19 protein-coding genes are annotated in these 18,738 nt (G+C 61.5%); 11 read left to right on the forward strand and 8 right to left on the reverse strand.

Going from position 1 to position 18,738, the window contains the following annotated elements:
- Positions 1-157 precede the first annotated feature (157 nt).
- The 3 genes from M1D88_RS17875 (at position 158) to M1D88_RS17885 (ending at position 2,867) form a co-directional block, all read left to right on the forward strand.
- Positions 158-889, forward strand: a complete 732-nt coding sequence (locus M1D88_RS17875) for a FadR/GntR family transcriptional regulator (protein WP_458112077.1) — start codon at positions 158-160, stop codon at positions 887-889.
- 95 nt (positions 890-984) lie between these two features.
- Positions 985-2,400: an aspartate ammonia-lyase gene (locus tag M1D88_RS17880; RefSeq protein WP_458112078.1), complete on the forward strand. Its 1,416-nt coding sequence runs from the start codon at positions 985-987 to the stop codon at positions 2,398-2,400.
- 185 nt (positions 2,401-2,585) lie between these two features.
- Positions 2,586-2,867 carry an ArsR family transcriptional regulator gene (locus M1D88_RS17885; RefSeq protein ID WP_458112079.1) on the forward strand — a complete coding sequence of 94 codons (282 nt, stop codon included), beginning with the start codon at positions 2,586-2,588 and terminating at the stop codon, positions 2,865-2,867.
- Between the two features lie 96 nt (positions 2,868-2,963).
- Here M1D88_RS17885 and dmpG read toward each other — a convergent pair whose 3' ends face one another.
- The 7 genes from dmpG to M1D88_RS17920 all read right to left on the reverse strand — a co-directional run bounded on the left by dmpG (position 2,964) and on the right by M1D88_RS17920 (position 10,145).
- On the reverse strand, positions 2,964-3,998 hold the full coding sequence (gene dmpG / locus M1D88_RS17890) for a 4-hydroxy-2-oxovalerate aldolase (RefSeq protein WP_458112080.1): 1,035 nt from the start codon (positions 3,996-3,998) through the stop codon (positions 2,964-2,966).
- Positions 3,995-4,939, reverse strand: a complete 945-nt coding sequence (locus M1D88_RS17895; protein ID WP_458112081.1) for an acetaldehyde dehydrogenase (acetylating) — start codon at positions 4,937-4,939, stop codon at positions 3,995-3,997. Before M1D88_RS17895 ends, dmpG begins: the two co-directional genes overlap by 4 nt.
- A gap of 8 nt (positions 4,940-4,947) precedes the next feature.
- Positions 4,948-5,739: a 2-keto-4-pentenoate hydratase gene (locus tag M1D88_RS17900; RefSeq protein WP_458112082.1), complete on the reverse strand. Its 792-nt coding sequence runs from the start codon at positions 5,737-5,739 to the stop codon at positions 4,948-4,950.
- On the reverse strand, positions 5,739-6,677 hold the full coding sequence (locus M1D88_RS17905) for a 3-carboxyethylcatechol 2,3-dioxygenase (RefSeq protein WP_458112083.1): 939 nt from the start codon (positions 6,675-6,677) through the stop codon (positions 5,739-5,741). Before M1D88_RS17905 ends, M1D88_RS17900 begins: the two co-directional genes overlap by 1 nt.
- Positions 6,646-8,361: a bifunctional 3-(3-hydroxy-phenyl)propionate/3-hydroxycinnamic acid hydroxylase gene (locus M1D88_RS17910; protein WP_458112084.1), complete on the reverse strand. Its 1,716-nt coding sequence runs from the start codon at positions 8,359-8,361 to the stop codon at positions 6,646-6,648. Before M1D88_RS17910 ends, M1D88_RS17905 begins: the two co-directional genes overlap by 32 nt.
- 39 nt (positions 8,362-8,400) lie before the next feature.
- Complete coding sequence (locus M1D88_RS17915; protein WP_458112085.1) at positions 8,401-9,270, reverse strand: alpha/beta fold hydrolase; 870 nt, start codon at positions 9,268-9,270, stop codon at positions 8,401-8,403.
- 176 nt (positions 9,271-9,446) lie between these two features.
- A complete protein-coding gene (locus M1D88_RS17920) occupies positions 9,447-10,145 on the reverse strand; it encodes an IclR family transcriptional regulator (protein ID WP_458112086.1) in 699 nt (232 codons plus the stop codon).
- A 226-nt stretch (positions 10,146-10,371) separates the two neighbouring features.
- Between M1D88_RS17920 and M1D88_RS17925 the strand changes: the two genes are divergently transcribed.
- The 8 genes from M1D88_RS17925 to M1D88_RS17960 all read left to right on the forward strand — a co-directional run bounded on the left by M1D88_RS17925 (position 10,372) and on the right by M1D88_RS17960 (position 17,555).
- Complete coding sequence (locus M1D88_RS17925; RefSeq protein ID WP_458112087.1) at positions 10,372-11,826, forward strand: MFS transporter; 1,455 nt, start codon at positions 10,372-10,374, stop codon at positions 11,824-11,826.
- Between the two features lie 27 nt (positions 11,827-11,853).
- Positions 11,854-12,888 (forward strand): MBL fold metallo-hydrolase, encoded by a 1,035-nt coding sequence (locus M1D88_RS17930; RefSeq protein ID WP_458112088.1) that lies wholly within the window; start codon positions 11,854-11,856, stop codon positions 12,886-12,888.
- Positions 12,885-13,166 (forward strand): hypothetical protein, encoded by a 282-nt coding sequence (locus M1D88_RS17935; RefSeq protein ID WP_458112089.1) that lies wholly within the window; start codon positions 12,885-12,887, stop codon positions 13,164-13,166. Before M1D88_RS17930 ends, M1D88_RS17935 begins: the two co-directional genes overlap by 4 nt.
- Positions 13,167-13,470: 304 nt before the next feature.
- Positions 13,471-13,683 carry a hypothetical protein gene (locus M1D88_RS17940; protein ID WP_458112090.1) on the forward strand — a complete coding sequence of 71 codons (213 nt, stop codon included), beginning with the start codon at positions 13,471-13,473 and terminating at the stop codon, positions 13,681-13,683.
- Positions 13,684-14,025: 342 nt separating this feature from the next.
- On the forward strand, positions 14,026-15,366 hold the full coding sequence (locus tag M1D88_RS17945; protein ID WP_458112091.1) for a cytochrome P450: 1,341 nt from the start codon (positions 14,026-14,028) through the stop codon (positions 15,364-15,366).
- Between the two features lie 157 nt (positions 15,367-15,523).
- Entirely contained in the window at positions 15,524-15,898 is a 375-nt protein-coding gene (locus M1D88_RS17950) for a hypothetical protein (RefSeq protein WP_458112092.1), read from the forward strand.
- A gap of 95 nt (positions 15,899-15,993) precedes the next feature.
- Positions 15,994-16,668, forward strand: a complete 675-nt coding sequence (locus M1D88_RS17955; RefSeq protein ID WP_458112093.1) for a DUF6766 family protein — start codon at positions 15,994-15,996, stop codon at positions 16,666-16,668.
- 140 nt (positions 16,669-16,808) lie between these two features.
- Positions 16,809-17,555, forward strand: coding sequence for an ANTAR domain-containing protein (locus tag M1D88_RS17960; protein ID WP_458112094.1), 747 nt, complete (start codon positions 16,809-16,811; stop codon positions 17,553-17,555).
- Positions 17,556-17,627: 72 nt separating this feature from the next.
- Here the strand turns inward: M1D88_RS17960 and M1D88_RS17965 are convergent, their stop codons facing one another.
- Positions 17,628-18,668 (reverse strand): NAD(P)-dependent alcohol dehydrogenase, encoded by a 1,041-nt coding sequence (locus M1D88_RS17965; RefSeq protein ID WP_458112095.1) that lies wholly within the window; start codon positions 18,666-18,668, stop codon positions 17,628-17,630.
- Positions 18,669-18,738 lie beyond the last annotated feature (70 nt).

Raw genomic sequence — 18,738 nt, forward strand, 5'->3', positions numbered from 1 at the left:
CACGTGCGCTGGGAGCAGGCAGGGCACGACGTCGAACCCCGCCTCGCGTATTGCCGCCATGCTAGCCAAAGTCCACCATGAGGTTTGTGACGTAAGCCACTTCCCCATATTTAGGTACCCCTTTGACAGGAGGCTGTGGGGGTGCCATAGTCGAGGCATGGAGAACCTGTTGGACAGCTGGACAGCTGGACAAGACCGTGTGGTCCGCGTTGGTGCGGCTGAAGCGGTTTTTGCGTCACTTCGGGGTGCCATCGAAGGCGGGAAGATCCCTGTCGGGACCCGCTTGGACTCAGAAGCTTCGCTCGCCAAGCAATACGGCGTGAGCCGCACTATGGTCAGGGAAGCCCTCCGCTCCTGCACCGCCCTGGGATTGACTGCCACGCATACGGGCAAGGGAACCTTTGTCATCGCCGACAAGGTTGCCACGGACCTTAAGCTCGGTAAGTACTCGGCCAGTGCCCTGGTGGAGGCCCGGCCACATGTGGAAGTGCCTGCCGCAGGACTCGCCGCCCAGCGCCGCAGCAATGAAGATCTTGAAGCCCTTCGGGAAATCCTCCGGGAAATGTCGGAAGCTGATGATCTCCATCAGTGGGTCCTCCTGAACACCGAGTTCCACGTGACCATCGCCCGCTGCAGCGGCAACGGCGTCTTCGAATCATTCCTCTCGGACATCTGTGACGCGATGGCTAACCAGTCAAACACGCTCAACCTCGTGGCTGACCGCCGCAAGGAGTCAGGTGACGAGCACGCGCGCATTTTCGATGCGATCGAGCGCGGGTCGGCAGAGGAAGCCTCGCAGGCCATGAGAATGCACTTGCACGGTGTCGAATGCGCCCTCGGCACCATCATCCCAGGGAGCGAAAACTCCCGGGCCAACCAAATGGCCTGACTTTGCGTTCCGGGCTGGCCCCAGCTCATACCTGAACTTTTGTCTTACCTGCACTTTTGTCCAAACCCGTCAATGAAGCCCTGTGAGGAACCCCCGTGACCATTCTCGAAAACAACCCTGACGTCCGTTCCGAGCATGACCTGCTCGGGGACCGGGATGTTCCCGCGAAAGCGTACTGGGGTGTCCACACGCTGCGGGCAGTGGAGAACTTCCCCATCACGGGCCAGCCGCTCTCCTCGAACATGTACCTGGTCCGGGGCCTGGCCGCCGTCAAGCTCGCCGCGGCCCGCACCAACCTTGAACTCGGACTCCTGGACCCCGAACGCGCCGCCGCGATCGAACAGGCCTGCACCGACGTCATGAACGGGATGCTCAGCGAAGAGTTCGTGGTGGACGTTATCCAGGGCGGCGCCGGTACCTCCTCGAACATGAACGCCAACGAGGTCATCGCCAACAGGGCGCTTGAAATCCTCGGCCACCCCAAGGGCGAGTACCGGCACCTGCACCCCAACGATCATGTGAACCTCTCCCAGTCCACCAACGACGTCTACCCCACCGCCGTGAAACTGGGCACCATCCTGGCCGTGAAGGAACTCCTCGCCGCCCTCGAAGAACTCGAAGGGGCGTTCGCCGAAAAGGCCCTGGAATTCCGCACCGTGGTCAAAATGGGCCGCACCCAGCTCCAGGATGCCGTGCCCATGACCCTGGGCCAGGAATTCGGCACCTACGCCGTGACCATCGGCGAAGACCGGCTCCGCCTGGCCGAAGCCGACCTGCTCATCCATGAAATCAACCTCGGTGCCACCGCCATCGGCACCGGCTTGAACGCACCTCCCGGCTACGCCGCAGCCGCCTGCCGGCACCTGGCCGAAATCACCGGGCTGCCGCTGATTACCGCCCCGGACCTGATCGAAGCCACCCAGGATGTCGGCGCGTTCGTGCACCTTTCCGGCGTCCTCAAGCGCGTCGCCGTGAAACTCTCCAAAACGTGCAACGATCTGCGCCTGCTTTCCTCCGGCCCCCGTGCTGGCCTTGGCGAAATCAACCTCCCGGCCGTGCAGTCCGGGTCCTCCATCATGCCCGGCAAGATCAACCCGGTGATCCCGGAAGTCGTCAGCCAGGTCGCCTACGAAGTGATTGGCAACGACGTCACCATCACCATGGCCGCCGAGGCCGGCCAGCTCCAACTCAACGCCTTTGAACCCATCATTGTTCACAGCCTCCACAAGAGCATCTCCCACCTCGAAGCAGCCTGCCGCACCCTCACCGCCCGCTGCGTGCGCGGCATCACCGCCAACATCGAACACCTCCGGTTGACCGTGGAACAGTCAATCGGCCTGGTCACAGCGCTCAACCCCCACCTGGGTTACGCCACGGCCACTGCAATCGCCCGGGAAGCCCTCGCCACCGGCAAGGGTGTAGCGGAGCTTGTCCTTGAACACGGGTTGCTCACTGAAGCGCAGCTCGAAGAACTGCTCAGCCCGCAACGCCTGGCAAACCTCAGCAAGTAGTCCCCACCGGCGAGGGTTCCAAGTCAGGAACCCCGGCCGTCGTTAGTTAGTTTGATCCACCTAACATCCACCACCTCTGCCCGCCTTTGGGGAAGGGGTTACACGGACGCGCCCAATTCCGTCCGAAGACAGAAAGCGGCCCTCAACGACGAGGACCGTTCCAGCACCTATGAAAGGCCATGGAAATGACTGTTGATGTTCAACTTCGCCGCCCGATCGTCGCTTCACACGAAAGCCGTACAAAAACCGAACGAAGCAGGCCAATCAAATCGCAGATCATCGACTACCTGGCAACGCATGGCGCCAGCAAAGTATCCGATATCAGCAACGCCATTGCCTGCTCGCGCGACTGCGTCCGGTACCACCTGGCAGCGCTCGAGACCGCTTCGATTGTCCGCTCTAACATCTCCCCGGAAACGAGGGGCAGGTTCACGCCGTTCTACGCGCTGGCCCCTCAGCGGGGCTAGCCGACGGCGGACGACGGCGGAACCTCCCGCCGTCGTCCGCCTTCGTTTCCCGCCGTCCCAAATTCCTGCTGTCCAAATTCCCGCTGGCTAGTCATATCAGGCGGCTACGCGGGCCCCTGAGGCGAGCTGAACGGCGACGTCAACGATCATGTCTTCCTGTCCTCCGACATAGCCGGCCTTTCCTATTTGTTCGAGGATCTGCCACGCGGGGACGCCGTAGCGTGCGGAGGCACGTTCGGCGTGGATGAGGAATGACGAGTAGACGCCGGCGTAGCCCTGCATGATGGATGCCCGGTCCATGACGGGCATGCGGGTGATGATGGGTTTGACGGTGTCTTCGGCCGCGGCCATGACGCCATGGACATCGACTCCCGTGCGGATGTCGAGGCGTTCGAAGGCGGCAGCAAGGACTTCGGTAGGTGAATTGCCTGCTCCGGCGCCGAGGGCCAGGAGGGTGCCGTCGATCTGCTTCGCGCCGGCGCGTGCTGCGTAGACGGAGTTCGCCACGCCGAAGCTGAGGTTCTGGTGACCGTGGAAGCCCACCTGGGCGTCATTCCCGAGTTCGGCGACAAGGGCAGAGACTCGATCTGAGACACCTTCCAAGATGAGGGCACCGGCGGAGTCCACCACGTACACACACTCGCAGCCGGCGTCGGCCATGATCCGTGCCTGTTCTGCGAGCTTTTCCGGGGTTGCACGGTGGGAGAGCATCAGGAATCCGACCGTTTCCATGCCGAGTTTCCGGGCATGCTGGAAGTGCTGGATGGAGACGTCGGCCTCGGTGCTGTGAGTGGCGATCCGGGCCACGGAGGCTCCGGCGTCGTGGGCCTGGTTCAGGTCATGGATGGTGCCGAGCCCGGGCAGCATCAGCACGGCGATTTTGGCATTCCTGGCTTCGTCCACTGCGGCGCGCACGAGATCCAGCTCAGGAGTCAGCGAGAATCCGTAGTTGAAGCTGGAACCACCCAGACCGTCGCCATGGGTGACCTCGATGACCTCGACTTTGGCATCATCGAGAGCACGGACAATTGATCGGACGTGCGCTTCGGTGAACTTATGGCTCATGGCGTGAGAGCCGTCGCGCAGGGTGGTGTCGGTCAGCCGGACGCTCAGATCGGTGATAGCGGTCATGACTGTGCTCCTACAGGTGTTGAATTGATGGCGGCATCCATGCGCTCGGCCAGCAGGTCCGCGGTCCGGGTTGCTGCAGCGGTGATGATGTCCAGATTCCCGGCGTATTCGGGCAGGTAATCGGCCGCACCTTTGACCTGCACCCACACGCCTACACGGCCGTGGCCGTTCCAGTCCTCACGGGCGGAATCGAACTGCGGTTCCACGCGCAGCGAGTATCCGGGGACGTAATCCTGGATCCGGGCGACGGCGTCGTCGATCGCGGCGACGATCCTGTCCCGCAGTTCCCCAGGCTCGGCGGCGTCTGCTGGGATTGCGGCGTAGATGGTGTTGCGCATGATCATGGGCGGTTCCACCGGGTTGATGATGATAATGGCCTTGCCCCGCTTGGCGCCACCAACTTGCTCAAGGGCTTTGGCGGTGGTCTCGGTGAACTCGTCCACGTTGGCGCGGGTTCCCGGACCGGCGGACTTGGAGGCAATGGATGCCACGATCTCGGCATAGTCCACCGGCACCACGGAAGAGACAGCGGCGACGATGGGGGTGGTGGCCTGCCCGGCGCAGGTGATCATGTTGACGTTCAGGACATCCTCGAGGGAGCTCAGGTTCACCACCGGGCACAAGTAGGGCCCGACGGCGGCCGGCGTCAGGTCGATCGCGTGGATGCGTGCGGCCTTGTACTTGGGTGCGTTGGCTTCGTGGGCCTTGGCCGAGGTGCATTCGAAAACGAAGTCCGGCAACTCGTCTTGGGCCAAGAGCCAGTCGACGCCCTCAGCTGAGGTGGTCACACCGAGCCGGGCGGCCCTGGCCAGCCCGTCCGAGGCGGGGTCTACGCCGATCATGTATTTGACTTCGAGGTTCTTGCTGCGACGCATAATTTTGAACATCAGGTCCGTGCCGATGTTGCCCGAGCCGACGATCGCGGCGGTTTTCTTGGCCATGGTAGTCCTTAGTCTGTGAAGTGGATAATCAGTGAGCCGAGCGATCCGAAGTCAGCCACCGCAGTGCTTCCGGCGGTGACGGGCTCGGCTTTGGTGAAGGATCCCGGAAGGATCAGCTGGCCCGCTTCCAGTGCGACACCCTGTTCGCCGAGCACGTTGGCAAGCCAGGCCAGCGGCGCCACGGGATTTCCCATAACATCTGCACCTGTTCCGGAGCCCGAAACCTTGCCGTCTATAACCAGTGAGCAGGTGACGTTGAGCAAGTCAGAAGGATCGACGTCGAGCGCGGTTGTGCCGACGGCGATGGCTCCGCAGGAGGCGTTGTCAGCGACCGTGTCCACGAGCTTGATGTCCCAGTCAGTGATGCGCGAATCAATGATCTCGATCGCCGGATAGACGGCGCCAACGGCGGCCGCCGCCTGTTCCAGCGTCACTCCGGGTCCCTGCAGCGTTTCCTTCAGCACAAACCCGAATTCTGGCTCGACCTTGGGCTGGATGAACGCCGTGGCCGGGATGCTTGCGCCGTCGTAATGAACCATGTCCTCGAAGAAGAACCCGAAGTCCGGTGAGTCAACGCCCAGCTGCTTCTGCATGGCCAGCGACGTCAGGCCCACCTTGCGGCCGGCCAGGGACCTGCCCGTCGCGGTATGCCAATCCAGCTGCGCGGTCTGGACGTAGTACGCGTCCTCGAGGGTCATGCCTTCAAGCCTGTCGCGCAGCGGCGCCACTGGAATGAGACATTTCGTGGCTGCCAGCAGTTCAGCGGCGAGCCTGTCCATCACTTGGGAACGGGCCTCCATCACTTCACCACCGCGGTGGTGACGCCGAAGCCGGCGATGAACTCAGGGATCGGGCGGTAGTACTCCGAGGTGACGGTGTACTCGCCAGCCGCCTGGAGCGCGTTGTACGCGGCTACCCAGGTGCGGACTTCGTGGGACGAGTTTCCGGCCGACGCGGCCATCCCGGCTGCGGTCCAGGTGTCCAGTTTTTCCAGCTCGCCTGAGGACAGAATCTCCAGGAAATCGCGGTCCCATTCCGGGTTAAGATCCATGATGTCGGCCTCGCCCCTGGCGAAGGCCGCGGCGGTGTCGATCACCCGCTGCTGGCGGGCGTTGCGGGCTGCCGCTGTGGGGTGGCGGCCGTTGAGCAGCATGGCTTTTTGCTCTGGGGTGGCCGTTGCGATCTGCGGAACGGGCGGGTCGTGGGACAGGCCGCCGGAACCGAGCAGAAGGACCCGCTTGTCGAGCGTCTTCAGGTAGTTCCCGACGGAGGTACCCAGCTGCCGTACCCGGCGCATGGAAGCGAAGGGCGGCGCCACGGCATTCACGAAGATTGGAATCACGGGCTTCGCGGCGATGGATCCGAACAGCACTTCAAGCGGCTGGACGGCGCCGTGGTCGATCTCCATCTTGAGCGAGATTGCTGTGTCGATGTCGGCGTCGATGATGGCCTGGGCCAGATCCTTGGCGATCCCGGTGGGCACGTCCAGCGGGCCTTCCTCGCTTCCGTAGTCCCCTACTCCCATGGCTTCGTAGCCGACGCAGAACGGAGGCATGAGTTCATAGAAGAACCCGTTGTAGTGGTCCGGCGCGAAGGAAACCACCAGTTCAGGATCGAATTCCTCAACGAACTTCCGGGCGACGGCGAAGGCCGAGTCAACGTCCTTCTGGATTTCCTCCGGCGGGTTGGTTACCTCCAGCAGGGGGCTATGCGACATGCAAACGAGTGCGAGCGTCATTGCTTGCTCCTTCCTTGTAAGACATTGCGGCGAGTATGGCGTTGAGGGTTTTGGACGCTTCCTGGGCGAGGCAGGCGCCGGCAACGAAGCGGTCGGGACGGACGAAGACCACCGGGGTGGGCCGGTCATCGAACCATTTCTTGAGCCGTCCGCTGGTATCGCCGGCCACGACGATGTCAGCGGGACACCGGTCTTCGGACCAGCGGCGCTGGCTTTCGGGGACCAGGCACACCAGCTGGGCCCCGAGCTCCTTGAGCCTAGCGAGATCTTCGGCTGTGAAGACCTCTTTCGGATTGTTGCCCCACACCAGTACCGTCCACCATTTGCCGGCCACCTCGTCCAGCAGGACGTTCGACTGATCCCGTGTGCTGACGCGCGGCTGCGGGAACTGGACGCCCACCGGGGAAACCTTGGAAGTGGCGGTCAGGTTCGGAATGAGCCCGCTGCTAAGTCTGGCGACGGCGGATCCCGGCGTATGGCTCGTGGGATCCACCACCACGCCTCGTGTGTAGCGCGGCATGGGCTTGAACTTCATGTCGGCGAAGTAGGACTTCACCCGGGGAAAGAGGTTCAGGCCTGCGGCAATGGCGTCACGGGAAGCGACGATCGCCGGGTGGGTGACCTTGATGACGTTGCCCAGGGTGAGTGACAGGTCGATCATCGCTTTGGCGTGATCCCGGCGTTCGACGTCGTACGTCTCCAGCAGGTCATCACTTGCCTGGCCGCGGAGGATGGTGGCGAGTTTCCAGGCAAGGTTGGTGGCATCGCGGACACCGGAGTTCCAGCCCTGGCCCATCCAGACGGGCATGAGGTGGGCGGCATCGCCGGCGATGAGGACTTTGCCCCGGCGGAACGAGCTGGCGATGCGGGCATGGTGCGTGTAAACGCGGCGGCGGATGAAATCCAGGCCGGCGGGATTCGGCACGTGGGCAGCGAGGAGACTGTTCACGAAGTCGGGGTCGGTGACCATGGCGTCGGTTTCGTCGTCGAACAGCATGAATTCCCAGCGCCGGATGGCGTGTGGAAGTCCGATGGAAACGTAGGGGCGCTTTGGATCCGCACCGAGGAATACGTTGGGTGTGCCGAGGGGATCATTATTGACATCGACTACGAGCCACCGGGTGGAAGGCGACTTTCCGTCGAACAGGACTCCCATCCACAGCCTGGTGGCAGAGCGTCCGCCTTCGCAGCCCACCACGTACTTCGCGTGGATCTGCTGCAGCTCCGCGCTGCCGTCGGCATGCTTGACGTTGATGGTGGCCAGAACACCGGTGTCAGTTTCCCTCAGCGAGAGGACCTCGTGGTTGAACCTGACATCTACGGTTGCGTGCCGGGCAAGGCCTTCCAGCATTGCCTGATCCACAAGCGGCTGAATGAAGGCGTTCTTGCGGGGCCAGCCGAATTCATCGGTAGTGGGCGCGTTGTGCGTAAGGATTCTGCCCTTGCCGTTGACGAGCCGCATGATGTGCTGGGGCGTGGTGTGCGGCAGGACAGTGTCCGTGAGTCCCGCCGTCTGGACGGAGCGCAGGGACTCGTCATCGATGCCAACGCCGCGGGGATAGTCGATCAGTTCGGGCAGCGCCTCCAGCAGGGTCACATTCTGTCCGTAGGTGCCCAGCAGGTTGGTGAGCATCAGGCCGACTGGGCCGGCGCCGATCACCAGTACCTCTGTATCAAACTCCATGGTGGTTCCTTATTTCTATTGGTATGGCGGAGACCTGCATCAGCGGGCAAGCATGAAGTCCAGGAATATCCGGTTGAAGGTTGCCGGGTCCTCGTATTGGGGCCAGTGGCCGCAGTTTTCCATCACGGCGAGTTCACCGTTGGGAATGAGTCCGGCAATACGGCGGCCCTCATCGACCGGTCCGGAGGGATCCTTGGTGGTCCAGAGGACCAGTGCAGGCGCCTTGATCTGGCCGAGGGCCTCATCGGTGAGCATGTTGCGTTTGCGGGTCTCGGGGTCCTGCAGTGCCATATTTGCTTCGCAGGCCTTGAGCCAGTCCGGTTGCTGGAAGATGGCCTGACGGGTCCGGATGAGGTCGTCGGTAACCATGGCAGGATCGGCCATCAACCACTCAAGCCTGGTCTTCACACGCTCCCAGGACGGATCCTTGGCCGCCTCCATGGAAAGGGTGTAGAGCCGTTCCATGACCACAGGGTTGGCCATGGTGCCTCCCATGGTGTTCAGGAGGATCCGCTCCACCTTCTCCGGATGCTCTATGGCAAACCGGGCTGCCACCCATCCACCCAGGGATTCGCCAGTGAGATAAGCCTTTTCCGCGCCGACGGCATCCAGGAACGCGAGGAGCTGGTCGATGTAGTGCTTGATTTCCAAAGGGTGTTCAGGCTTGGAGCTGTAACCGTGGCCTATGAAGTCGATGGCCCAAACGTTGAAATGCTCAGCCATCGCCTGCAGATTGCGGACATAGGCTTCCGCGTGGCCAGTGATGCCGTGCATGGCAATCAACGTGGGCTGGGATGGATCACCGGCGTGAAGGTACCTCGTACGGTAAGGCCCTGCCTGGATGAAACCCTGGCTGAACTCGACCTGCGCCAGGTCTGACCAGACGCTCGTGGATGAATGTTCCGTCATATCTTCCTCCTTGAAGTGTGTATTTATCGCACTCACACAAGCTATAAATGCAACAACCTGATCAGTATCAGAGCACACCCGGAGGATGCATGTCAATGGGAGGGGCCGAAGTCAGGCGGGAAGAGACAGCGGCTCAAGGCCGCTATTGGAGCCAACTCAATTGGAGCAGGTGCAGCTCAGGCGAGTCGGCTGGCAATGCGGGCGGCCGCTTCAATCAGCACGGGAATCGCGGACTCTGCCAACTCACGGCGCGTTGTGATGAGGTTTATGCAGGCAGCGCTCTCCCAGGACTCCCCCTGGATTGGGGCTGCAAGGCCAAACATATTCGGCTCAACCTCGCCGTACGTCAGCGAATATCCTTGTGACCGCGCCTCGCGGACAGCCTCCGAGTCGTGCTCGGCGGGAGGGCGGCAGGAGCTGATTGCGTGACCGGCGGCTCCACGGTTCAGGGGATGGCGGCTTCCTTCGCTGAACGAAATCCGGTAGGTCACGTTCCGTGGCTCGACGACGGCCAGCGCCACCGCTTCTCCACCCTCCTTCACAAGGAGGGCCACTGTTTGTTGCAGCTGTTCTGCCACTTCAGTCAGGACCGGGAGGGCTGCTGCGCGCATCGCAGAATGGGCCGCCCCTGCAAGCGCGAGGAGGCCAGATGCGCCGCGGTACTTGTTATCCTCGCCGCGCCGGATCAGGCCGCTGTCACTGAGCGTATTCAGGATGCGGTAGGCGATGGTCCGATGCACCCCCAGCTCATCGGCAACATCCTGGATGGCCATCCCCTGTTGCGAGCCGGCGATGGTCTTCAAAACTGAAATCCCCCTCGCGAGGGTCTGGGACCCGGCTGTGCGCGAGGCGGGGCCTGTTGGTTCTTCAGTCACGGTGACCATCCTAGTGATCTTTTTCAGGCCAGCCCGGCCATCGGGGGCCAACACCCAGGCAACCCGACGATGTCCGCTTGACAGCTCGAGGTGAGGGGCGTCACCATGGTAACTATAACGCTCAGCGTTGACCGTTATTTACACACTTGCTCCTACCGCGAAGCAAAGCAGCTAGCGAAGCAAAGACTTTCCACTCAACTTCTTTTCAATTCGAAGGCAGACTCCTATGACCAGTGGTCCCAACGCCGTCACCCCCAAGACGGCACTCACCCCGGAGACGGCACACCGAAAGCAAATGCGGAGAGTACTTTTCTCCAGTTACCTGGGCAGCGTCGTCGAGTTCTACGACTTTCTTTTGTACGGGATCGCCGCCAGTTTGGTTTTCGGCCAGATTTTCTTCGCGAATATGCCCCCGGTGATTGCCACGATCGCGTCCTTTGGCACCTTGGCGGTCGGATACCTTTCGCGCCCGCTCGGCGGCATTATCTTTGGCCACTTCGGCGACAAAGTTGGACGCAAATCCATGCTGATCATCACCATGACCCTTATGGGCGTGGCCAGCACCATGATCGGCCTGCTGCCAACCTACGACCAGATCGGTGCGCTCGCTCCCCTGTTGCTCATTTTCCTGCGGCTTCTGCAGGGCTTGGCGGTGGGTGGCGAATGGGGCGGCGCCGCGCTTATGTCCCTGGAGCACGCCAAGACGGAACGCCGCGGATTTGCTGCCAGCGTCACCCACATGGGCGGACCCTCAGGTGCACTTTTAGCCACCCTGATAATGACCGGCTTTTCCACGCTCCCGAAGGAAGACTTCCTCACCTGGGGTTGGCGTGTCCCGTTCCTGTTCAGCGCGGTACTGCTCCTTGTTGGCTTGTTCGTGCGTCTGAAAGTAACCGAAAGCCCGCTCTTTGCCGCAGCCCAGGCTGCAGCCCGGGAGGCCAAGCAACTGGAACCGAAGAAGGCCCCATCCCCGCTGCTGCTGGTTCTCCGTCGCTACCCCAGGAACGTGGCGCTCGCTGCCCTCGGCGGTTCGGCTGCCTTTGTTTTCCAGGGGCTGCTCGCCACCTTCGCAATCACGCTGGCCGTTCAGGCGGGTGTCCCGCAGACGACGGTACTGCTAATGCACGCGGTGGCAACGTTCCTCCACATCTTCACCATCCCGCTCTTCGCCATTCTGTCCGATCGGGTGGGCCGCCGGCCCGTTATGGTCTCAGGTGCGATTGCCGGGGCGGTCCTGGCCTTCCCGATCTTCCAGATGCTGGCTTCCGGAGACATCGCCCTTGTACTGATCGCCTTCCTTATCGGCAACCCCTTGATCCAGGCTTCAATGTACGGGCCCATGGCAGCCTTTATCAGCGAGATGTTTGGCACCGGAGCGCGCTACACCGGCGCTTCCCTTGGCTACCAGCTGGCCGCAACGTTGGGCGCAGGCCTCGCGCCGCTCAGCGCCGCCAGTCTGATGGCAATGGGAGGCGGCAATCCCATCTTCATCTCCGTTATGGTCGCGGTGGTCTGTGTCATCAGTGCCCTGGCCATCTTCTTCACCAGGGAGTCCTACCGGACAAATCTTGAACCGTCCGCGGCTGAGGCGCATCAGCCTGAAGCCAAACAATCTGTTGCCGAACAGCATGAGGCAGAACCGGCCAAAGCAGAATCTGCTCAGGCAGCGGTGGTGAAATGATGGAAGTCCTCTTTCAGGAAGCCAACGATGGTTACTGACCTGAATCCTCGCGTGGTGACGCTGGGCACGGCAGGAGGCCCGATGTGGTGGACTGGGGAAGGTGCCGGCCTCCGTTCCGGGATAGCCACCGCTGTACTGGTCGGTGACCAGGCCTACCTGGTGGACTGCGGGCATGGTGTTGGGCAGCAACTGATGCGGGCAGGGATTCCGATTCCTTCCATCAAAGGCATCTTCCTGACGCACCTGCATTCAGACCACACCGTTGATCTGGGCTCTCTGGCAATATTCGGCATGTACGATCTGTCCAAGGGCCACCGCATCAAAATTCTGGGGCCCGGGGACCGCGGAATGCTCCCGGAAGCTTCAGGCAGGGCAGTGAAGGCGCCCGAACCGCTGTTCCCCTCACTGCCTACGCCCGGCACTGTCTCGCTGTTTGAATCAATTCTTCAGGGCTATGCCACAGACCTGAACGACAGGATTTTTGACACCCTGCGGCCCTCACCCTACGAGTTCTTCGACGTCGAAGACATCCGTGTGCCGGCCGGCGTCGGATATCACCCGAACGCCAACCCGACACCGGACATGGAGCCCTTCGAGATCTACGCGGACGAGGTGGTGACAGTAACGGCGATCCTGGTCCGGCATGCTCCCGTCGCTCCGGCGTTCGCCTTCCGGTTCGACACCACCGAAGGTTCCGTGACAATTTCCGGAGATACGGGCCCATGCAGGAACGTCGTACGCCTGGCCGCCGGAACGGATCTGCTCCTGCATGAAGCCATTGACGTTGACTGGATTTACCGGGACCGCCCGGGAGTTCCTGCGGACTCGGTCCAGGCTGCGATCGACCATCACAACAACGCCCACACCTCAGTTGCGGACTGCGTCCAGATCGCCACAGAATCGGGCGCAAAAGCGCTGGGGCTCCACCATCTGGTACCAGGGGCCAGCCCACGGGAGACGTGGCTCCGGGGAGCCAAGGATTTCGACGGCGTGTACCTGGTTCCCGATGACTTGGACGAGATTTCCTTTGCGCGGAATGCCGCAGGGCTTCGGTCGCTATGACGGCGTACCGGCACAACAAGTGGAGCCAGCTGACCGGCGCCTATGTTGAGGTTCGCCAAAACTATGAGGCCTTCCGCGCAGGGTTCGTCGATGACGTCATGCCCGACTCAAGCGCACTCTGGCTCGCCGCGGATCCAACCCACGGCCGGGTACTCATCGAAGCCTCCGAGGGGTACACGGTGTGGGTGGAGCCGCGTGAACTCGAGGGCAAAAACAGCTATCGGATGACTGCAGCCGCTCTCCGTCAACAGCCAGGATGGCGGGAGTGGGCTGGCTGAACTGAAGATGGTTTCGCTCTGCGCCAGCGCCTGATTGGGGGTCGCTGGCGAGAAGGAGGCGGACGACGGCGGCACCTCCCACCGTCGTCCTCCCGTGCTTTGTGGCTTTGAACGTAGAACTTCGACACGGACGTGGAGTTGCTCACATTCGTGACGAATAATTTGCAACCGCCGCTGGCCACCGTGAACCATAAATGAGGGATCCGTTCCCGAAACACCCAAACCAGCATTCCTCACCGACGAGGATGCGGCCTCTGCAATGACGACTTGGGGCCGTCAGCTGTATGAATGGAAGTACTGAATAATGACGTTCGATACCACCGACTCCGTGACGCTGAAGATCTGGGACCGGTCAGCCATTGACCACACTCTCGAATCGGTCGTAAGAGACCTTTCACCGCGCGCCACCGCTGCAAAATGCGGCATCGCCGTGACCCGCAGCGGACCCAACACTTTCACCGTGAGCCTGAGCCGTAAGGTTCCGCACGGCGCCACCTTCGAGGGAGTCACCCGCTAGAAACAGACGTAAGCGGACGACGGCGGGACCTCCCGCCGTCGTCCGCTTTCGTTTAAGCGCCCAGCACTTGCCCCTCGTCAGGGCTCGAAGTGCGTTGTCCCAGCACTGGCACCCATCTCAGCGATCAGATCCTGCAGACGCTCGAGATCGTCCATCTCTACCGGCGTATCCATCGTGCCAATCTATGGGACCTTCACCCAGGCCTCCGCGAGCCTGTGGATGAACTCCGCATAACTGGTTGCGCACCATAGCTATGCTGAAGTCAGCACCCGTTTCGGGCAGCCGGCCGGGGGCAGTGAATAGCAGATAACCGCGGCATCGGCGAGGACGGCAGGTACGGAAATGACAACTGACAATGGACTTCCCCGGGCTACGGTCCTTGAAACAGTGGCTTTCCTGGCTGAGGTATTTGTGCCGACCGTAGCCAAGGGCCCCATCATCCGGCGCCCCCGAGCGGTGGCCATGGCCGAACTCCTGCAGCTCGATTCCCGCGCAGTTCGCAGGATGCAAAAACTCGACGACAAGCACCGTACCGGGCCGCTGCTCCTGCGGCTGCCTATCAGAAACCAGGCCTTGATATTGCGGCCTGCTGACCTGAGGTACGTACTGAACCACTCGCCGGAACCCTTCTCTCCGGCCAGCAGTGAAAAACGGGCAGCCCTCGCTCACTTCGAACCACGCAATGTGCTTATATCCAGAGGAACAGAGCGAACCGCCAGACGTGCTCTCCAGGAACAGGCCCTGGACTCCCACAGCCACGTCCACCGGCTGGCTGACTCCTTACTTCCCATCGTCAGGCAGGAAGCGGATCAACTCCTCGAGCATGTTGGGGAGAAGGGTGAACTGAACTGGGATGTTTTCATCGAATCCTGGTACCGCATGGTCCGCCGCGCAATTTTCGGGGATGCGGCCCGCGACGATCACGAGCTCACGGATATGATTGCCCGCCTCCGCAAGGATGCCAACTGGGCATTCCTGAAACCAAAGCGCAGGAAAGTCCGGGACCAATTCCTGAAAAGGGTCCAGCACAGGCTGGAAACGTCTGAACCCGGCAGTCTCGCCTACATAATGCGGGGCATGGAGGCACATTCCGATGCTGCTCCGGTCGATCAGATCCCGCAGTGGCTGTTTGCTTTCGAACCGGCGGGGATGGCCACGTTCAGGGCGCTGGCGCTCCTCGTCACACACGGTGAGAAGTGTGCTCGTGCCCAGCAGGAAATTCAGGAGGATTCTTCGGGCAGGCAGCACCTGCCCTACCTTCGCGCGTGCGTCCTTGAGTCGTTGCGGCTATGGCCCACCACCCCGATGATCCTGCGCCAGACCACCAGGGAGGTCGTGTGGGACGACGGGATCATGCCTGAGGAAACCGGTGTCCTGATCTTCGCTCCCTTTTTCCACCGGGATGACCGCCACCTCCCCCAGGCCCACTCGTTTCTTCCCGACGTCTGGCTCACCAGGAATCCCGATGATGCAGACTGGCCCTTGGTCCCCTTCAGCGACGGGCCGGCCTTCTGCCCCGGAAGGCAACTGGTGCTCCTGCTTACCAGCGCTATGCTTTCGTATCTGCTAGAGAAAACGCAGTTCAGGCTGGCATCGTCCCAGCACCTGTCCCCCAGCGAACCCCTGCCCGGCACGCTGAACCATTTCTCCCTCCGGTTCACCACCAAACCAACAGCCCTCTGACCACTGCCGACGACGGCGAGTATCGCCGTCGTGAGGAAAAAGTCTTTTTCTGGGTACTTCTCCGATAAGAACAGGTGCTGCCGCTAGGTCAGGAGGATGTGTGAGAGAGCTGTTATGGGTTGAGCCATCACAGAGAATGTCACGATGCAGGCGAACGATGGGCGCAGTCCTGGTTCTGGCCTTGTTGTCTCTGCTGGGCTGCGCTCCCACGGCAAACGGGGCCGCGGAGGCAGCACAGACATTCCACGAGGAATTCAGCTCAGGGGATGTCTCTGCTGCCTGCTCGATGTTGGGGCAGGAGGCCCTGGAGAAGGCTGGCGGTGAATCCGAGTGTGAGGAACAACTGGAATCCCTGCAATTGCAGGATTCAGGGGCGCCCCTGCGGACTGAGGTCTTCGGGCGTGAGGCCATGGTGGAGTTCGAGGATGACGTTGTCTTCCTGGTTGCCTCAGGGACCGGCTGGAGGATTTCCGGGGCGGGTTGTACATCGCAAGGAGAATCCCCGTACAAGTGCGAAGTAGGAGGCAAGTGAGTATGCGTTGGAGTTTTGCGCTGTACCTGATCCTGATCCTTGGTGGGCTGGCTTACCTGGCCGTCGTCGGACTTGTGCACGGATAGGGGAAGAACGTGAAAACAGCTATCAGAAACAACGGCTTGAGCCTCTTCTTCGGAGTGATCTTCCTGCTGGCCCTGCTCGGACAAGGTCTTTCCGGTCATGCACTGTTCAACGAGGAACAGATCACCCACGGGCTCGAGGAAATCAGCCTCGCCCAATACCTGACCTCATCGAGCTTTGCGGTGGATGTCTCGGAGAACTGGCAATCCGAGTACCTGCAGTTCCTGCTGTACATCATGGCCACCATCTGGCTGGTCCAAAAAGGATCGCCCGAATCAAAAGAACTGGACCAGACCGGCCCTGAATCAGATGAGGAACAGCTCATTGGCGAGCACAGCAACGAAAAGTCACCGGCCTGGGCCAGGATCAATGGCTGGCGCCAAGTACTCTTCGCGAACTCACTCGGCCTGACCATGGGCGTGATTTTCGTCCTGTCCTGGCTGGTCCAGTCCCTTACCGGGAACAGCGCCTACAACGAAGAACAGCTGGCCAACTTCCAGGACCCCGTTCCCTGGAGCGAATACATTGCCTCTCCGGAATTCTGGAACAGAACCCTGCAGAACTGGCAGTCCGAATTCCTTGCCGTGGGGTCCATGGTGGTGCTCTCGATATATCTTCGCCAACGCGGCTCACCCGAATCCAAACCCGTCGGAGCGGCCCACGACGATACCGCCTCAACCGGCTGAGGACGGACCGTGTACCGGAAGGAACGAATCTTGGCGGTGTACGCTGGAGTCACGTTCGCAGTGAGCGGCCCTCTTTTCCTGCCGCCGTCCAAACTTCGGCTGGAACAGGAAAAACCTACTCTGGAGATCGAGGACCGCCCATGGTCGCTGAACTTGGCCAGGACCCGCAAAACGCGGTCGCCTCCCACCTGCAGGACCTTGTCCTTGACGCTGCAGACGTTCACGACTTCCTTCAGGAACTCGTCACTTTCTCCGCATCAATGCTCTCGGCCCGGGGAAAGCAAATCCTGTGCGGTATCACTGTGGCCCGCCGCAAGAAACCTGTGACCGTTGTAAGCAACGATCCAAAGGCTCTGGCGATGGACGAGCTGCAGTACGGCTTTGGCGATGGCCCTTGCCTTTCAGCCATGCGTACCACCACCACGATGCACGTTCCCGATGTGCTGGGGGAACACCGCTGGCCTGAATACATCTCGGCTGTTTCCGCGCACGGTATTGGCTCCATCCTTGGGCTCCCGCTGCCCCTCGAGAGAGGAGCCACTGCGGCATTGAACCTCTATTCGCCCTTACAGCACGGGTTCACAGGCGAAGACATTGCGGGAGCTGAATCCTTCGCCGAGCAGACAGCGAAAACCCTGCGCCTGGAGCTCCGGCTAGCCCAGATGAGTGATGCGAAGAACGACATGGCCGAGGCAATGAAATCAAGGACAACAATCGACATGGCCATCGGGGCCATCATGGCGCAGAACCGCTGCAGCCAGGATGCCGCCCTGCAGATCCTCATGAGGGCGTCCAACTCCCGCAACGTCAAACTCCGAGATGTTGCAGCCAGTGTTATTGCCTCTATCACCGACAACACTCAGGTGAGAACCCACTTTGACGAATGACCGGTCCCCGGCTCAGTCGCTTTCCCTCATCAATGAAACTATTAGGGCACAGGGATTTCCTGTGCCCTGTGCCTAGAGGGTCGCTGTGTCGATGACAAACCGGTACCGCACATCGGAAGCCAGGACGCGCTCATAGGCGTCATTGATTTTGCTTGCCGGAATGACTTCGACCTCTGAGCCCAGTCCGTGCTCAGCGCAGAAGTTGAGCATTTCCTGGGTTTCAGGGATGCCGCCGATCATGGATCCGGCGAAGGACCGGCGTCCCATGATCAGTGAAAAGACATTTACTGGCAGCGGTTCGGCCGGGGCGCCCACGTTCACCAGAGCGCCGTCGAGGGTCAGCAACTGCAGGTAGGCGCTGATGTCGATCGAGGCGCTGACGGTGTTGATGATCAGGTCGAAGGTGCCGGCCAGATCCTTGAAGGTGTTTTCATCGCTGGTGGCGAAGTACTGGTCGGCACCCAGGCGGAGGCCGTCTTCCTGCTTTTTCATGGACTGGGAGAGCACGGTGACCTCGGCACCCATGGCGTGGGCGAGCTTGACGGCCATGTGCCCGAGTCCGCCGAGGCCGACGACGGCCACTTTCTTGCCGGGACCGGCGCCCCAGTGACGCAGCGGCGAGTACGTGGTGATGCCCGCGCACAGCAAAGGAGCCGCGACGTCGAGCTCCAGGCCCTCGGGAATGGTGACGACAAAGTCTTCGGTCACCACGACGTGGCTGGAGTAGCCGCCCTGCGTGACGGTGCCATCACGGTCAACGGCGCCATAGGTGCCGATCATCCCGTTGAGGCAGTACTGCTCCTCGCCTTTTACGCAGTTAACGCATTCCCGGCAGGAGTTGACCATGCAGCCGACTCCGACGCGGTCGCCAACGGCGTGCTTGGTGACTTCGGTGCCCACCTTGGTGACGACTCCGGCAATCTCGTGGCCGGGGACCAGCGGGTACTGCTGCGGGCCCCAGTCACCCCGGACGGTGTGAATGTCGGAATGACAGATCCCCGCGTACTTGATTTCGATCAGCACGTCGTGAGGCCCGACGTCGCGGCGTTCGATAGTGGTGGCGGCCAGGTCTCCGGTGGCAGACGGTGCGGCGTAAGCGTTGGCGGTAGGCATAGTTCTCCTTCTGGACGGCTTGCTTGATTTCTTCATCAATCTCACCCCGAAGCGGACGGAGGAAGAAGGC

Source organism: Arthrobacter sp. R1-13 (genome assembly GCF_054161475.1).

Excerpts from the sequence above, each read along its gene's own strand:
- M1D88_RS17910 (WP_458112084.1), bottom strand. The coding sequence starts at position 8,361 with ATGGAGTTTGATACAGAGGTACTGGTGATCGGCGCCGGCCCAGTCGGC.
- M1D88_RS17935 (WP_458112089.1), top strand. The coding sequence starts at position 12,885 with ATGACGGCGTACCGGCACAACAAGTGGAGCCAGCTGACCGGCGCCTAT.
- M1D88_RS17915 (WP_458112085.1), bottom strand. The coding sequence starts at position 9,270 with ATGACGGAACATTCATCCACGAGCGTCTGGTCAGACCTGGCGCAGGTC.
- M1D88_RS17965 (WP_458112095.1), bottom strand. The coding sequence starts at position 18,668 with ATGCCTACCGCCAACGCTTACGCCGCACCGTCTGCCACCGGAGACCTG.
- M1D88_RS17895 (WP_458112081.1), bottom strand. The coding sequence starts at position 4,939 with ATGGCCAAGAAAACCGCCGCGATCGTCGGCTCGGGCAACATCGGCACG.
- M1D88_RS17940 (WP_458112090.1), top strand. The coding sequence starts at position 13,471 with ATGACGTTCGATACCACCGACTCCGTGACGCTGAAGATCTGGGACCGG.
- M1D88_RS17900 (WP_458112082.1), bottom strand. The coding sequence starts at position 5,739 with ATGGAGGCCCGTTCCCAAGTGATGGACAGGCTCGCCGCTGAACTGCTG.
- M1D88_RS17930 (WP_458112088.1), top strand. The coding sequence starts at position 11,854 with ATGGTTACTGACCTGAATCCTCGCGTGGTGACGCTGGGCACGGCAGGA.
- M1D88_RS17885 (WP_458112079.1), top strand. The coding sequence starts at position 2,586 with ATGACTGTTGATGTTCAACTTCGCCGCCCGATCGTCGCTTCACACGAA.
- dmpG (WP_458112080.1), bottom strand. The coding sequence starts at position 3,998 with ATGACCGCTATCACCGATCTGAGCGTCCGGCTGACCGACACCACCCTG.
- M1D88_RS17960 (WP_458112094.1), top strand. The coding sequence starts at position 16,809 with ATGGTCGCTGAACTTGGCCAGGACCCGCAAAACGCGGTCGCCTCCCAC.
- M1D88_RS17925 (WP_458112087.1), top strand. The coding sequence starts at position 10,372 with ATGACCAGTGGTCCCAACGCCGTCACCCCCAAGACGGCACTCACCCCG.
- M1D88_RS17875 (WP_458112077.1), top strand. The coding sequence starts at position 158 with ATGGAGAACCTGTTGGACAGCTGGACAGCTGGACAAGACCGTGTGGTC.
- M1D88_RS17945 (WP_458112091.1), top strand. The coding sequence starts at position 14,026 with ATGACAACTGACAATGGACTTCCCCGGGCTACGGTCCTTGAAACAGTG.
- M1D88_RS17905 (WP_458112083.1), bottom strand. The coding sequence starts at position 6,677 with ATGACGCTCGCACTCGTTTGCATGTCGCATAGCCCCCTGCTGGAGGTA.
- M1D88_RS17950 (WP_458112092.1), top strand. The coding sequence starts at position 15,524 with ATGGGCGCAGTCCTGGTTCTGGCCTTGTTGTCTCTGCTGGGCTGCGCT.